Annotated in this window: 10 protein-coding genes; 7 read left to right on the top strand and 3 right to left on the bottom strand. The window is 63.5% G+C overall.

Features of this window, described 5'->3' with window-relative positions; all coding sequences use genetic code 11:
* Nucleotides 1-11 precede the first annotated feature (11 nt).
* Both AB5I39_RS13525 and AB5I39_RS13520 read left to right on the top strand, forming a co-directional pair.
* Nucleotides 12-2,771 carry a PAS domain S-box protein gene (locus AB5I39_RS13525; protein WP_404367811.1) on the top strand — a complete coding sequence of 920 codons (2,760 nt, stop codon included), beginning with the start codon at nucleotides 12-14 and terminating at the stop codon, nucleotides 2,769-2,771.
* The gene (locus AB5I39_RS13520; RefSeq protein ID WP_404367808.1) at nucleotides 2,768-3,388 is read left to right on the top strand and encodes a response regulator transcription factor; all 621 of its coding nucleotides are present in this window, start codon (nucleotides 2,768-2,770) and stop codon (nucleotides 3,386-3,388) included. The genes AB5I39_RS13525 and AB5I39_RS13520 overlap by 4 nt, the downstream gene beginning before the upstream one ends.
* Here the strand turns inward: AB5I39_RS13520 and AB5I39_RS13515 are convergent.
* Both AB5I39_RS13515 and AB5I39_RS13510 read right to left on the bottom strand, forming a co-directional pair.
* On the bottom strand, nucleotides 3,372-3,749 hold the full coding sequence (locus AB5I39_RS13515) for a hypothetical protein (protein ID WP_404367806.1): 378 nt from the start codon (nucleotides 3,747-3,749) through the stop codon (nucleotides 3,372-3,374). The genes AB5I39_RS13520 and AB5I39_RS13515 overlap by 17 nt on opposite strands.
* Nucleotides 3,750-3,889: 140 nt before the next feature.
* Complete coding sequence (locus AB5I39_RS13510; RefSeq protein ID WP_404367803.1) at nucleotides 3,890-5,323, bottom strand: alginate export family protein; 1,434 nt, start codon at nucleotides 5,321-5,323, stop codon at nucleotides 3,890-3,892.
* A gap of 228 nt (nucleotides 5,324-5,551) precedes the next feature.
* Between AB5I39_RS13510 and AB5I39_RS13505 the strand changes: the two genes are divergently transcribed.
* From AB5I39_RS13505 to AB5I39_RS13495, 3 genes are all read left to right on the top strand, one after another.
* On the top strand, nucleotides 5,552-7,102 hold the full coding sequence (locus tag AB5I39_RS13505; protein WP_404367800.1) for a protoglobin domain-containing protein: 1,551 nt from the start codon (nucleotides 5,552-5,554) through the stop codon (nucleotides 7,100-7,102).
* 67 nt (nucleotides 7,103-7,169) lie between these two features.
* The gene (locus AB5I39_RS13500) at nucleotides 7,170-9,038 is read left to right on the top strand and encodes a methyl-accepting chemotaxis protein (protein ID WP_404367797.1); all 1,869 of its coding nucleotides are present in this window, start codon (nucleotides 7,170-7,172) and stop codon (nucleotides 9,036-9,038) included.
* An 85-nt stretch (nucleotides 9,039-9,123) separates the two neighbouring features.
* Nucleotides 9,124-10,473 carry a methyl-accepting chemotaxis protein gene (locus AB5I39_RS13495; protein ID WP_404367794.1) on the top strand — a complete coding sequence of 450 codons (1,350 nt, stop codon included), beginning with the start codon at nucleotides 9,124-9,126 and terminating at the stop codon, nucleotides 10,471-10,473.
* Nucleotides 10,474-10,568: 95 nt separating this feature from the next.
* On the opposite strand, the gene AB5I39_RS13490 is transcribed toward AB5I39_RS13495, so the two are convergent.
* Nucleotides 10,569-10,928, bottom strand: a complete 360-nt coding sequence (locus AB5I39_RS13490) for a flagellar biosynthesis regulator FlaF (RefSeq protein ID WP_404367791.1) — start codon at nucleotides 10,926-10,928, stop codon at nucleotides 10,569-10,571.
* A gap of 143 nt (nucleotides 10,929-11,071) precedes the next feature.
* Between AB5I39_RS13490 and AB5I39_RS13485 the strand changes: the two genes are divergently transcribed.
* Nucleotides 11,072-13,492: an HAD family hydrolase gene (locus AB5I39_RS13485; protein ID WP_404367788.1), complete on the top strand. Its 2,421-nt coding sequence runs from the start codon at nucleotides 11,072-11,074 to the stop codon at nucleotides 13,490-13,492.
* Nucleotides 13,489-14,301, top strand: a complete 813-nt coding sequence (locus AB5I39_RS13480; protein ID WP_404367785.1) for a class I SAM-dependent methyltransferase — start codon at nucleotides 13,489-13,491, stop codon at nucleotides 14,299-14,301. The genes AB5I39_RS13485 and AB5I39_RS13480 overlap by 4 nt, the downstream gene beginning before the upstream one ends.
* Nucleotides 14,302-14,326: the final 25 nt, after the last annotated feature.

The following is a 14,326-nucleotide window of genomic DNA, read 5'->3' as shown; positions in this document are numbered from 1 at the left end:
TGCGTCGCAACATGTTCAGTACCAAAGCGCTGGCGCTGACCCAGGTTTACCCAGGGGAACATGTCGGCAACGTTACGTTTTCGCCGATGCGCGCGTTGCTGCCGCAATTGTGCGCAATAGCTGCAGTTGTGTGCGGCAGTCTCGGCTTGCTCGGTTGGGCGCTCGACAATGCGTGGCTGAGAGGATTTGGCCAGGCAGACCATCCCGTCCACCCGCTGTCCGCAATCACGTACATCGCCATCGCGCTGTCGCTGCTCACTGCGATGCGCGGTTATCGACAGCTTCCTATTTGGCTGCTCGCCGTACCGCTTACCTACCTCTCCGGCTGGAGCCTGCGGACCGTGTCGCAGCTGCGCATACCAATCGAAGAGTGGCTCTGGCCTGATCAGATGGCCACGTATGCGATGGCCAATGGTCCGCCCTACAGCATTACCGCTGGCACGATCACGCTCCTTACACTGTCGGTCGCGGCTGCGACCCGGCCGGGCCGGTTCGCGGCGCAGATCGTCATAATGCTGGCCAGCGTTGCGCTCGGCACTTCGTTTCTCGGCGCGAACATCGTTTATCTTCAGATTTTGCACACGATGGGGCCCGAGAAAGTGGCTCTGCTGTCCGCTCCGGCGACCTTCCAGGCGTTCTTCATTTCCGCTGCCTTGTTATTATGGCGCGGTCGAATTGGCTGGTTCGAATTGCTGCGGACCGATCCAGCGCTCGCGGGCAAGCTCCGCCACATATTACCGGCCATCCTCTTGATGCCGGCGGTGACCGCGTTCGTCGAAATCGCGATGGACCAGGTCGATGTTCTCCCCGCCGCGCTCATCGATATAATCGCGGCGGCGATCAACATCCTGGTGATGTCGGGTCTCGTATTCTGGTCGATCACCAGGATTTCGGCCGAGCATGAAGCGCTGGTCGAAGTCACTCATGCGATGGACTCGGTACCGATCGCGCTCACCACGCCATCCGGCGAAATCCAGCACTGGTCGCGCGGCTGCGAAGATTTGTACGGCTGGAGCGCGGACGACGCGGTCGGGCGCCGCAAATATGATTTGCTGCAGACGGTCGATGCACAATCCGGTGTGCCGTTACGTCGCGCCGACGATGTGCATAACTCCGATCGCGAGGTGATCGAGCATCGGCGCGACGGAAGCGCGGTTCACGTGGTCGAGCGCGTGCGCCGCGTCGAGGAACCCGGTCGCCCCCCGGTCTACGCCCATTCGATGACCGACATTTCCGCGCGCGTGGCGGCGGAAGAGGCGTTGCATGAAACCGAGGCCAATCTGCAACTTGCGCTCGCGTCACACGAAATCGGCAGCTTCGAATGGGACGTGGCCAGCGGCGAGGTGACCTTTTCGGCCGGCGCGGAGCAACGGCTAGGTCTGCGTCAGGGCGAAATCGAGAAGCATGTGCAGTGGATCGACTGCGTCGATAAGGACGATTTTGCCGGCATGCAGCGCGCGATCGCGGAAGCGACGAAAATGCAGGCCGAGCGCGTCAGTTACCAATATCGCTTCTACCCCCCGGCCGGCGGTATGCGCTCGATCGAAGGGTCGTCGCGCTTCCTCTACGATGCAGAGGGCAAATTCTATCGCGCGCTGGGCGTCATCATCGACATTACCGATCGGGCGGAACGCGAGCAGGCCCTGCACGTCCAGAAGGAGCTGTTCCTCTCAGCCCTCAAGACCGTGCCCTCGTCGATGATCATCATCGACGATCGCGGCATCATCCAGGCGTTCAGCGCGTCGGCGGAGCGACTGTTCGGTTATGCCGCCGACGAGGCGATCGGATCGCATGTCAAAATGCTCACACCCGACCCGATTCGCGCGAGGCCCGACAATTTTATCCCGAAGTATCTGGCGAGGCAGGAAAAAAGCTTCAGCGAGCGGCCACGAGTCCTGTCGCTACAACGCCGTGACGGTACGTTGGTGCCGGTCGAGCTCTGGCTTGGCGAATCCGATGCTGGTGAGAACCATTTGTTCACCGGCTTCTGCAAGGACCTGTCGGAACGCTATGCGGCGGACGAGAGACTATCCGACATGCGTGCCGAATTGCTGCACGTATCCCGCCTGAGCGCGATGGGTGAAATGGCGACGGGACTTGCACACGAACTCAACCAACCGCTTGCCGCCACAGTCTATTTCCTCGGAGCGGCAGAGGCGATCCTGGGGGATCCGTCTAATGTCGCGCGCGGACAGGCCTTCGTCAAAATGGCGAGCGAGCAAGCGTTGCGGGCCGGTGCCATCATCCGGCGGATGCGCGATTTCATCACCAAGGCTGAAGTCGATACACGCGCGGTCGATCTGGATACGGTCGTCCAGGACGCCGTTATCCTTTCGTTCGTCGGTGGTGCGCAATCCGATATCAAGCTACGCTACGAACTCGATCCGGAAGCGCGGACTGTGCTGGCGGATGCGGTGCAGATTCAGCAGGTGCTCGCCAATTTGCTGCGCAATGCGATCGAAGAGTTACGCAAATGTCCGCCCGACCGGCGCGAGATCATCATTCGCACGACGGTCTTGCCCGGCGACATGGTTGAATGCAGTGTTAGCGATACGGGTCCGGGACTTGACCCTGAAGTCCTCGCCACGCTCTATAAACCGTTCGTATCGACCAAGGGGGAAAAAGGCATGGGCGTGGGACTTTCGATCTGCCGCCGGATCGTGGAAGCACATCGCGGGACCTTCCATGCCGGGAATAATCCGAATGGTGGAGCCATTTTCCGCTTTACCCTTCCTAAAATGGATAGAGTGACAGGGGACACGGCATCATGAGCACGCGCAGTATCTATATCGTCGACGATGACGAGGCCGTTCGTGCGGGGATGCAGGCACTGCTATCGGTCAAACCCAATTTGCTGATCTTTCCCTATCGATCGGGCGACGACTTTCTGGCCCAACTCGACGACATGCAGTCGGGCTGCGTGCTGCTGGACTATGACATGCCCGGTGCCAACGGGCTGGACGTGTTGCGTGAGCTTTCGGCCGTCAGCCCCAAATTCGGCGCGATCATCCTGACCGGACGCGGCGCCACATCGGTGGCCGTGCAAGCGTGGAAACTCGGCGCGCTCGACTTTCTTGAAAAGCCGTGCGAGCCGCAGGTCCTGCTGGAAGTGGTCGAGAACGCCTTTTCGAAACTGGAGCAGGACCAACATGCCGCCGCCCGCGTCGAAACGGCGCAGCAGGCGATTGCGAAACTTACCCCGCGCGAGCGCGAGGTACTGGCCGGGCTGGTCGCTGGCAGTGCCAACAAGGTGATCGGCTACGAGCTCGATATCAGTCCCCGCACGGTCGAGATTCACCGCGCCAATCTGATGGACAAACTGGGCGTACGAAGCTTGTCGGAGGCCCTTCGTGTTGCCTTCGCGGCCGACTTCAACTTGGCCGACTGAGCAGGTTGCTGCCGTCGGCCTGCCATTTCTCCACGAGGTCGGTGATCGCGGATATCGCAAGCGCCCGATTGACCAGCGCGACACCTTCGCTCGCGCGAATGCCTTCGGGTACGTTATCGACGATGACGATCAGCGCCCCGCCCCAACATTGATCCCGAAGCGTCTCGGCCCATTGCTCGGGCGCGGCGGCGATCAGCGTTTCTTCGATCACCAAAATGGCCGAACCGCGTAGTGCCGGGCCAAGCGCAGGATCGAGATGATCGGTGCAGATGATCGGCATATGGTTGTGCAGCGTCAAATGCGCAGCGAGAACGCCACGAAAGGCGCCTTCGCCAATCGCCAGAACGAGCGGCCTTCGCATCGCGCTTATTGTCTCGCTCGCCATTGAAAAACCGTGTCTTCCCTCAACAGGAAGGTATCTTTCGCGGTCGCCATGTCGCTTAAGGGGAAGTACGTAGTCGTACGATTTGTCATTCGTTGTGCCAATATGTGACTAGAACGTCACCGCTGCGTCGAAATAGAGATAGTGCGTGTCGCCGGTATGCGCCGCATTCGATGCGGCGCGCAGGAAGTGCGCTTTGCCCAGATACGCTGCGCCGAGATCGAAGCGGAGCAGCTTCGGAATAACCCAATACCGCGCGCGCCCCTCGACCTGTACCCCGGCGTCCCTACCCGCGGCAGCGTTGCGATCGCGCACCCCGGTCGCGGCGAAACTGTCGGACGCGCTGTCCAGCCACAGCTTCTGCACCGAAAGGAAACCGTCCCACCGGGCCGACGGCGTGACATCGACTCGCCCCCCACCGACACGATGTTGCTGCGACCGAGCGGACCGTAAAGGCCAGTCGGCCCGAGATCGGCGCGACGCATTCCGAACAATGGATCGAACCGGCCGTACTCGCCCGGCTTGCCGCGGTCACCGCTGGCATAATCGAAATGCAAGGACACGCGCAGCGCCCAACGGCCTTTGAACGAACGGCCGAGTTCTGCATGAGCGAAGCTGGCCGAGACCCGAAGGTCGGCGAGGTCAGACGCCGCGCTGGTCGCGCGCGCCGTGCCGAACTGATACGCCGCCTCGGCATCATAATCGAAGCCGGTGCCTGGTGCCCGGAACAGCCGCGCCCCTAAGGTGACCAGCCCACGATCGCGGGTTGCCGCATCGGGAGAATCATGCTCGGCGAGGCGATAGCCATAGATTTCGCCGCTGACCCCGGGCCGGACCTGCAGCCTTAGGTAGCTAGCTCCGAAAAGTTGCAGCGCGCTGCTCTCGCGATCCCATTGAATCGCGTTGTTGTGAATCGCGGCGGAATCGGCGGGTAGCCTCGTCTGCGGCATCGCCCAGAAGGCGAAGATCCGGTCCTTGCCGGGCCGGGTCAGATCGAGGTTTACCCCTGTGTAGGAATTCACGGTATTGGGAAAATCGGCGCGCCCGACCAAGCGGCTCGATCCGATATCGAGCGTGAAACGACCACCGGTCAAAACGGCCTTGGTGTTGTGGCCGAGACGGTCGCCAAGGTCGATCGAGACGAAAGCCTGTGACAATTCGAGGGCATCGATCTCGCCACTGCCCGCCGACGAATTGGCCCGCTCGCCATAGCCGCGCGCGTCGATCAACTCCCCGCCGACGCGAACGGGGCCGCGCTTGTAAGCCGCGAACAGAGTTGTGCGGGCTGACCAGAACAGATCGGATGTCGCCCGATTGGGACGAAATTGCCCGTCGATCGCTTCCACCCGCGACCGGGCGGATCCCCGCAGTTCCAATCCAGCCGGCGCACCCACCGCTTTGAGCAAAGGGCCTGGCTTGGCATCCTTGGCACATGCGGGGGCAATCGACGCCATGCACAGCAAACCGATGACGCCTAGATGTGGCACCCAGCGGTGACGATTGCAGATCGCGCCAGGCGACCGGACAGGTAGAGGTATCTCAAATCTCGACATGACATCTTTATAGGATGTCGATCATGCCGACACGGCACAGCGCACCAAACGACAGATAAGTACCTCATTTTCTGTCACTATCTGGACCGCCGCGTTTAGCGCCCGGTTTCCTTCCTATACTAGCAAGGTGACATGATCCTCGCGTCAGCCTTCGCTGCGGTCGCGGGGAATATGCCTTCGATCCCCAATGCGAAGACCGGCGCGATTCTAGTCTGGAGGAATGCCGCGATGATCAACGAACACGTGCTGGCCCGCCTCAATTTCATGGGCATCCATGAAAAGGAGCGCGCCACGCTCGCGCAGATTACGCCGATGATCGCATCGATGATCGGGGACGGCCTTGATCATTTTTACAGTACCGCCCGCGCCACGCCGGAGACCTCCGCTTTCTTCCGTGACGAAGCGCATATGTCGAAGGCCAAGGCATCGCAGGACGCGCACTGGATGCGCATTGCCAGCGGGAAGTTCGACGACGAATTCCACTCGAGCGTGCGCCGGATCGGATCGGTCCATGCGCGGATCGGGCTGGAGCCGCGCTGGTATGTCGGCGGGTATGCGCTCGTGCTCGAGAAATTGCTGAGCGGGGTCGCCAAGCGCTGTTCTCCTTGGCGGCGTCTGTTTTCGCGGTTCCGCACGCCTTCGGCCAGCGCCGCCAGCATCGCAATCGTCAAGGCGGCGCTGCTCGATCTGGAGCTGTCGATCTCGATCTATTTCGAACAGAGTCAGCAAGAACGCGATCAGGCGATCGCGACGCTCGGCCGTGCGCTGCAATCGCTGGCCGATGGCGATCTCGTAACGGATCTGCACGGGCTGCCGGAAAGCTTTGCGGCGCTTGAACTTAGCTTCAACCAGTCCCTGTCCTCGGTCCGCGAGATGATCCAGGGCGTCAGCCAGAGCGCCGACGGGATCCGTACGGGATCGCACGAAATCGCGCAGGCGTCGGAAGACCTTGCCCGGCGCACCGAAAGCAATGCCGCAAGCCTGGAGCAAACCAGCGCGGCACTCGCGCAAATCGACGGTCGGCTTCGCGCGACTGCGGCATCATCGAGCAGGACCGTGACACGCGCCGACCAGGCGATCGCCACCGTCGGCGGCGGGCGGGAGACGGCTGAGCAGGCGGTCCAGGCCATGACCCGCGTCAGCGACAGCGCGAAGGGCATCGACAGCGTGATCGAGGGTCTCGACAAGATCGCCTTCCAGACGCGCGTTCTGGCGATGAACGCCGCGGTCGAGGCGGGACGTGCCGGCGATGCGGGTCGCGGTTTCGCGGTTGTGGCGGACCTGGTCTCCGCGCTCGCGATGCGCGCGGAAGAGGAGGCCAAGCGCGCGCGCGACCAGCTCACACTGACCCAGACCGACATTGTGACCGCCGTTCAAGCCGTGCAAAAGGTCGACGGCGCGCTCGCCAACATCTCGGGCGATGTGGGCGAGGTCCATGCGCTGCTCGGCACGATGTCCGATGATGCGACCGTCCAATCCTCCGCCATCAGTCAGATCACCGCTGCGATCGGTGCGATGGACCAGGCGACGCAGCAAAATGCCGCAATGGTCGAGGAAACCTCTGCGGCGGCGCGCACGCTTATCAACGAAGTGACCTCCCTCTCGCAGCGCACCGGGATGTTCACGATCGACGACCGTCCGACGCGACGTGCGGCGAATCCGGCCAAGCACGCGGCCGCAGCGCGCACCAGTTACCGCTCCCCCGTCTCCGCTTTGCCCACACCAGCCGGGATGCCAGTCGCGGCCTCGGCTGACGGCGGTGACTGGAACGCCTTCTGACCCTCCCCAATACCGCCTGCCCCACCCAGGCTGACAGCAATTGCCTTTCAAACTCCGGGACCATGCAATGAAAATTCTCGAAAACACAAAAATCGCTACCAAGATCATCGCCTTATTGGCGATGCTCGGGTTGTTGACCGCCGGCGTGGCTTGGATGGGGTCGAACGAATTGCGCAAGACCGATGCGGTCTATTCGGATTTGGTCAACGAAATGACCGCATCCGTGAAGCTAACCCAAGTGAACCGACGGATCGCGGTCATGACGGGCGCGGCGTATCAAACGATGGCGTACGATGGTAAAAGTGAACAAGCAGCGACTGCAGCAGGGGAGGAAAAAAAGGCGTATGATAGTGCCTTAGAGCGCTTCGCTTTCGCCGACAAAGCTGTCCCGGAAAAGGCCACAAAGGTCGGGGAATTCCGGGCTGCAATGGAGCGGCTTCATCGCTTAACTTCTAAGGCGGTAGCGCTCGGCCTTCAGAACCGAGACGCCGAAGCGCTGGCCGTTCTGCGGGACGCAGACGTCGTGGCGCACGATTTTTCCCATGCGCTGACAGAGTATAACGAGGCCGCCATCGCGAACGCGCAGACGACCAGTGCAAAGCTCTCCGAGACGTCAATCGCCACCTCCTGGACCGTGATGGTAATTAGCTTCCTCGGCGCGCTGCTAGGCGTCGGGCTGAGCATCATCGTCGCCCGCGTCGGCATCACTGTCCCGCTCAACACGCTGCGCGAAACAATGTCCCGCCTGGCGGCCGGAGAGAACCGCGTCGAGGTTCCGGGTGTCGATCGCGGGGACGAAGTCGGCGCGATGGCGAAGACCGTCCTCGTCTTCCGCGATGCCGCCGTCGCGCAGGAAGCGGCAGCCGCAGCCAAGCTGGAAAATGACGCGCAGCAGCAGGAGGTGATCGCGATCGTCTCCAACAGCCTCGCCAGCCTTTCGGACGGCGATCTGACGGCCGAAATCGACCGCGCCTTCCCGCGTCAGTTCGAAGAGCTGAAGACCAACTTCAACACCGCGCTCAACAAGCTGCGCAGCCTGATCGGCGGCGTCACCGACAGCGCCGACGGCATCCGCACGGGTTCGCAGGAAATCGCCCAGGCCTCGGAAGATCTGGCGCGCCGCACCGAGGGCAATGCCGCGAGCCTGGAGGAAACCAGCGCCGCCTTGGTCCAGATCGACACGCGCCTGAAGGCAACGGCCATCTCGTCGGGGCAGACCGTGGCACGCGCCGATCAGGCGATCGCCACCGTCGGCGGCGGTCGACAGACGGCGGAAGAGGCCGTGCAGGCGATGACGCGCGTCAGCGACAGCGCCAAGGGGATCGACAGCGTGATCGAGGGCCTCGACAAGATCGCCTTCCAGACGCGCGTTCTGGCAATGAACGCGGCGGTCGAAGCTGGTCGTGCCGGGGATGCCGGCCGCGGTTTCGCGGTCGTCGCCGATCTGGTGTCCGCCCTCGCCATGCGCGCCGAAGAAGAGGCGAAGCGCGCACGGGATCAGTTGACCGTCACGCAGGCTGAAATCGGCACCGCCGTGCAGGCCGTGCAGAATGTCGACGGCGCGCTCGCCAACATCTCGGACGATGTGGGCGAAGTGCACAAGCTGCTGGGCACGATGGCTGACGATGCGGCCGCACAGTCTTCGGCCATCACGCAGATCAGTGCAGCGATCGGCGCGATGGATCAGGCGACGCAGCAGAACGCGGCGATGGTCGAGGAAACCTCGGCTGCCGCGCGCAATCTGACCGCGGAATCGTCCTCGCTGTCGAACCAGACGGCGCTGTTCACCATCGATGCCGGATCGGCGCAGCGGCGGAAGCCCATCGCTGCGCCAAAGCCCGCTGCCGCGGCAAAGACAAAGAAGGCAGCCGAGCCCTATCGCTCGCCCGTGGCCGCGCTCGCGCCGGCAGGAGCCGACGACTGGAACGCCTTCTGATCGCGCTCAGCGGCACCGCCATGGGTCAGTGACTGCCCAATGGCGGTGTCGCGCGATCGTTGTGACCAGCTTAGGACGAGTTTCGATGATTGACTGGTTCATCAAAAATGCCCCGATCCGAATAAAGTTACTGATTGCTTTTGGACTTTCCACGACCCTGACGGCAATCGCCACGCTCGCGCCGGTGATCTGGCCGAGCGCGGGCTTTGCGATCGGCGCGGTTGCGACCGGCGCGGCGGTCGCCGCGGGCCTGTCGTTCCGCCGCATGATCGCCACCCCCTATGTGTCGACGGTGGTCCGCATGGAGGCGCTTGCCGCGGGCGACCTGCACGCGCCGATCGCGTACACCGACTATACCGACTGTGTCGGTCGCCTGACCAAAGCGATGTTCACTTTCCGAGACGCCGCGGTCGAGCAGATCGAGATCAATCGCCAGGCCGAGATCAACGCCGATGTCGTCCGCACGATGGTCGCCAATATCAAGCAGGTCGAAATCGGCAATTTGTCGGCGGACATCACGGTCGATTTCCCGGAAAGCTATGCCGAGCTGAAACATGCCTTCAATGCCGCGCTCGCGAACTTGCGTGAACTGATCGGGTGCGTCGCGTGCAGTGCCGAGGGCATTCGCACCGGCTCCGACGAGATCGCCCATGCATCGGAGGACCTCGCGCGTCGTACCGAACTCACCGCGACCAGCCTGCAGGAAACGCTGACCGCCCTTGGGTCAATCGACGCCCGAGTCCAAGTGACCACCCAGGCCACCGATGCGACCGTCCAGCGCGCCGATCAGGCGATCGACACGGTCGGCGGCGGCCGCTCGACCGCCGATGAGGCCGTCCAGGCGATGACGCGCGTCAGCGAAAGCGCCAAGGGCATCGACAGCGTGATCGAGGGTCTCGACAAGATCGCCTTCCAGACGCGCGTTCTTGCCATGAATGCTGCGGTCGAGGCAGGCCGCGCGGGCGACGCGGGTCGCGGCTTCGCGGTGGTGGCGGATTTGGTGTCGGCCCTTGCCATGCGCGCCGAGGAAGAGGCCAAGCGCGCGCGCGATCAGCTGACCGTGACGCAGGATGAGATCGGCAGCGCGGTGGAAGCCGTGCGTCGTGTCGATGGCGCGCTGCTCGCCATCTCGTCCGATGTCGCCGGGGTCCATTCGCTGCTCTGTGGCATTTCGACCGACAATGCCGCGCAGACGGCAGCGATTGCGGACATTCGCTCGGCGGTGTCGGTGATGGACCAGACGCGGCAGCAGAATGCCGCGATGGTCGAGGGTACCTCCGCCGCCGCGCAAACGCTTGCCGACGAAGTGGCCGTCCTGTCCGATCAGACCGCGCGCTTCACAATCGACGCGCGTCCCCAAGGGGGCCCGGTCCACTTCCGGCCATCTGCGGAAACCCTTGCCGCGCGCGCGTTAAAGGTGCGCGGACGCGGATAGGCCTGCGCGCTCCGCCCCCTCCACACCCCAAAACACAACTGCCGCGGCCCCCAGGGGCGCCGCGGCAGTTGTGTTTTGGCCTTCGGATCAGCGGATCAGCCGGGCATTCCTGTCCCCGACAGGCCGTCGATGATGTCGCGATTGACCGCGATCAGGTCATCGATCGATTCCCGACCGGTGATCACGTCGCTGGTGAACTGATCGACCCACAACGCCAGCGAAATGATGCTCGCGCGCAAACCGTCGGGCAAGGTATTGCCGACGCTGCCGCACACTGCCGAAAACGTCCGCCACACTTCGCGATTGCGGTGCAGCGCCGGCATCAACGCGCCGTTCGACAGGCCCGCATCGCGCGCCTGGATCATCTCGCCGGTAATTTCCAGCATGAGCCGCCGCTCGGTTTGCCGCGGTGTTTCCACAATGGTCCGCGCGCGAAGATAGGCGTTGAGAGACATGCAAATTCCTCCGGCTGATAGCCTATTCTAGACGATTTGCCGCCGCCGCGGCGTCAACCGGCTTCGACCGGTGCATCGTCCTATAATGGAGTGGGCGCGCCATGCGGCCGCCGACCCTTCAGGCTTTGCAGGAACCATCCCGCATGAATGACACGATCCTGCCCCGCGATCTGCCGACCGTGCTGGAAGCGCGACCCGATGTCCGCGTGCTCTCGCTCGATTGCTTCGACACCTTGCTGTGGCGCGACACCCATGCGCCGAGCGACGTGTTCCGCGTGCTCGACGGACCAAGCTCGATGCAGCGCATCTGGGCCGAACAGCGCGCTCGCGCCAATGCGTTGTTGCGCCACCGCCGCAACGAAGTCGGCATCGCCGAAATCTACGCGCAACTGCTCCCGAATGCAGACGCGGACGAGCGACAGTCGATGGTCGCGCAGGAACTGGCGGCCGAAGCGCGGCACTGCTTCGGCTTCGCACCGGTCATTGCGCTGATGCGCGACGCAAAGGCCCGCGGGCTGCAAGTCATCATCGTCAGCGACACCTATCTCGATGCCGGGCAGCTCGGCGCGCTGATCGCCAATGCCGCGGGTGACGATGTGCGCGCGCTGATCGATCTGATTTTCTGCTCGTCCGAATTCGGCATGTCGAAGGGCGAAGGCCTGCTGGCTGCCGTCATCAAGCGGCTCGGCGTTCCGGCGCAGACGATCCTGCACATCGGCGACAATCGCGCGGCCGATCTGATCGGCGGGCAAAAGGCCGGCGTGCAGGCGCTGCATCTCAAGCAATTCACCGAGACCACCGAACAGCGCCTGCGCCTGGAGGCGGCCACGGGCGCGATGATCCATGTCGGCACCACCCCGCCTGATCGCCACAGCCAGCCGCACCGTGCGCCGATCGCACTCGGCGAGCCCCAGATCGACGATGCTGCCGAGACGCTGGGTTACACCACGATCGGTCCGGTGCTCCACGGCTTTGCGCGCTGGGTCCACGCGGAGTCCGAACGCCTGCGCGCAACCACGGACGATGGCCAGGTCCACATCCTGTTCCTGATGCGCGACGGTCATTTGCCCCGCCTCGCCTTCGATGCCTGCCAGCAGGGTGAAGCGCCGACGCACGCGACCGAGATCAGCCGCTTCACCGCAACCGCGTCGTCCTTCCGCAGCGAGGCCGACGTCCTCGCCTATCTGAGCGGCGAATTGGGATCGAACATCGAGGCGATCCTGAAGCAATTGCTGTTCAAGCCCCAGGAAATCGCCGTGATCCTGCGCGATCTGCCCAAGCAGGCGCCCTTCCCCGCCTTGCTTCGGGCGGTGCGGTCGGCACCGCGGATGAAGAGCATCCTGGCGCGCTCGCGGGCCTTCGCCGATCGGCTCGCGGCCTATCTGCGCGCGACCGTCGCGCCGGCCAAGGGCGACGTGCTGATGCTGGTCGATCTCGGCTATAACGGGTCGGTACAGAACCGTGTCGATCGCATACTGCGCGAAATGCTCAATGTGTCGGTCGCAGGCCGCTATCTGCTGCTGCGCGAACAGGACATGCCGGGGCTCGATAAGATCGGCTTCATCGATCCGCAGCACTATGACGCCGCCACGCTAGAGGCGCTTTGCGGCAACGTCGCCGTGCTCGAACAGCTGTGCACCGCCGCGCAAGGCTCAGTGGTCGATTACACCGTCGATGGCACAGCGGTCCGTTCGGCCAACGCAATCAAGGGCGGGCAAAGTGAAACGCGCGACGCGGTTCAGCGCGGCACGGTATGCTATGTGAAGGATGCGAGTGCGGCGATCGTCCGCCCGGCCGGGCCGATCGATCTGGCCGCAATGCGCAGCGCGGCGGTCGCCGTGCTCGCGCGGCTGATGTTCCTGCCGATGCCGCAGGAATTGGCGGTGCTCTCACAGTTCCAGCACGACGTGAACCTCGGCGTGCAGGATGTCGTGCCGCTGTTCGATCCGGCGATCGGTCGCCGTGGGCTGCGCCAGCGCGGGCTGTTCTACATGCGCGGATCGGAACGGATGTATCTGCCCGCCGAGCTGCAGGGCGAAGGGCTTGCCGTCAAGCTCACGCTGCTCGCCCAGAAGCGTTTCGGGCTGGGGCTGAAATATGCCGATTTCATCGATCAGACGATCACCCTGCCGATCCTGATCGCCGATGGCCGCACCGTCGACACCGCGACGATCACCGCGACGCCGACGCACGACGGCTATTACATTGCGCCGATCCCGATCGATGACTGCCGCTATGCCATCGGTCTGCAGTTCGGCCAGCTTTATGATTGGGTGCAGGTCGAAAGCGTGACCTTCATGCCGGTCGAACGCTTCCTGAGCGAACAGCAGCGTTCGGGCCTCGAAGAGGTAGTCGCAAAGCCGACACTTGAGGGCATCGAGCAGACCGCACCGCATCTTTACCGCTGCGAGGATGCGGCCGCCTTCATGATGATCCCGCCGCCGCCGCGACGCGACGCGCGCCCGATGATGCTGGCGGTCGTGTTCCGTCCGATCGCACTGCGCGCGCCATCGATGCCGTCGCAACCTGCTTTGGCCGATATCGGCGTGGCGGCAGCACGATGAGCAACTTGCTGATCCACTCGATGACCGAATTTTCGGACCTCATCCTCGGCAGCCTGCGGCTGTCGGGGGCGCGTAACATCGTCGAAATCGGCGCGGAATTCGGCGGCATGTCGCAGTTGCTGGCCGATTACGCCGTGGCCTCCGGTGGGTGCCTGACCAGCATCGATCCGGCACCGCGCGCGGAATTCGTGGCCTGGGCGAACAGCGCGCCGGGCGTGACGCACCTGCCCGCCGCCAGCCTCGACGTGATCGACAAATTGACCGACGTCGATGGCTGGGTGATCGATGGCGATCACAATTATTATACCGTGTTCCACGAGCTCAAGGCGGCCGATGCGCTGTGCCAGCGCGAGGGCAAGCCGTTGCTGGCGTTTCTCCACGACGTCAGCTGGCCGACGGCGCGGCGCGACATGTATTATGCGCCCGACCGCATCCCCGCCGAGCATCGCCACCCGCATACCTTCAACGCCGGGACGATGCTCGACCGGCCTGACCTGGTACCGGGGCAAGGCTTTCGCGGCGGCACCGACTGGGCGATGGCCGACCATATCGGCGGCCCCCGCAATGGCGTGCTGACGGCGGTCGAGGATTTCATCGACGCCGAACGCGCCAAGGGCCGCGAACTTGCCTGGGCGCATATCCCGGCGGTGTTCGGTCTCGGAATCCTGTTCGATGCGACCGCGCCGTGGAGCGGCGATGTCGCGCTGCATGTCGCACCGTTCCACAACAATGCCCTGCTCGCCGCAATGGAGCGCAACCGCCTGCGCAACTACATGAAGGTGATCGAGTGGCAGGATCGCGCCGCATAGAGAATTGCCGCACGCGCACCGCCGC

Origin of the sequence: Sphingomonas sp. MMS24-J45, assembly GCF_044881195.1 — a bacterium.
Taxonomy (GTDB): domain Bacteria; phylum Pseudomonadota; class Alphaproteobacteria; order Sphingomonadales; family Sphingomonadaceae; genus Sphingomonas.
The sequence above is the reverse complement of the archived record's forward strand: the minus strand, read 5'-3'. Positions and strand labels throughout refer to the sequence as shown.

Excerpts from the sequence above, each read along its gene's own strand:
- AB5I39_RS13525 (WP_404367811.1), top strand. The coding sequence starts at position 12 with ATGTTCAGTACCAAAGCGCTGGCGCTGACCCAGGTTTACCCAGGGGAA.
- AB5I39_RS13520 (WP_404367808.1), top strand. The coding sequence starts at position 2,768 with ATGAGCACGCGCAGTATCTATATCGTCGACGATGACGAGGCCGTTCGT.
- AB5I39_RS13515 (WP_404367806.1), bottom strand. The coding sequence starts at position 3,749 with ATGCGAAGGCCGCTCGTTCTGGCGATTGGCGAAGGCGCCTTTCGTGGC.
- AB5I39_RS13510 (WP_404367803.1), bottom strand. The coding sequence starts at position 5,323 with ATGTCGAGATTTGAGATACCTCTACCTGTCCGGTCGCCTGGCGCGATC.
- AB5I39_RS13505 (WP_404367800.1), top strand. The coding sequence starts at position 5,552 with ATGATCAACGAACACGTGCTGGCCCGCCTCAATTTCATGGGCATCCAT.
- AB5I39_RS13500 (WP_404367797.1), top strand. The coding sequence starts at position 7,170 with ATGAAAATTCTCGAAAACACAAAAATCGCTACCAAGATCATCGCCTTA.
- AB5I39_RS13495 (WP_404367794.1), top strand. The coding sequence starts at position 9,124 with ATGATTGACTGGTTCATCAAAAATGCCCCGATCCGAATAAAGTTACTG.
- AB5I39_RS13490 (WP_404367791.1), bottom strand. The coding sequence starts at position 10,928 with ATGTCTCTCAACGCCTATCTTCGCGCGCGGACCATTGTGGAAACACCG.
- AB5I39_RS13485 (WP_404367788.1), top strand. The coding sequence starts at position 11,072 with ATGAATGACACGATCCTGCCCCGCGATCTGCCGACCGTGCTGGAAGCG.
- AB5I39_RS13480 (WP_404367785.1), top strand. The coding sequence starts at position 13,489 with ATGAGCAACTTGCTGATCCACTCGATGACCGAATTTTCGGACCTCATC.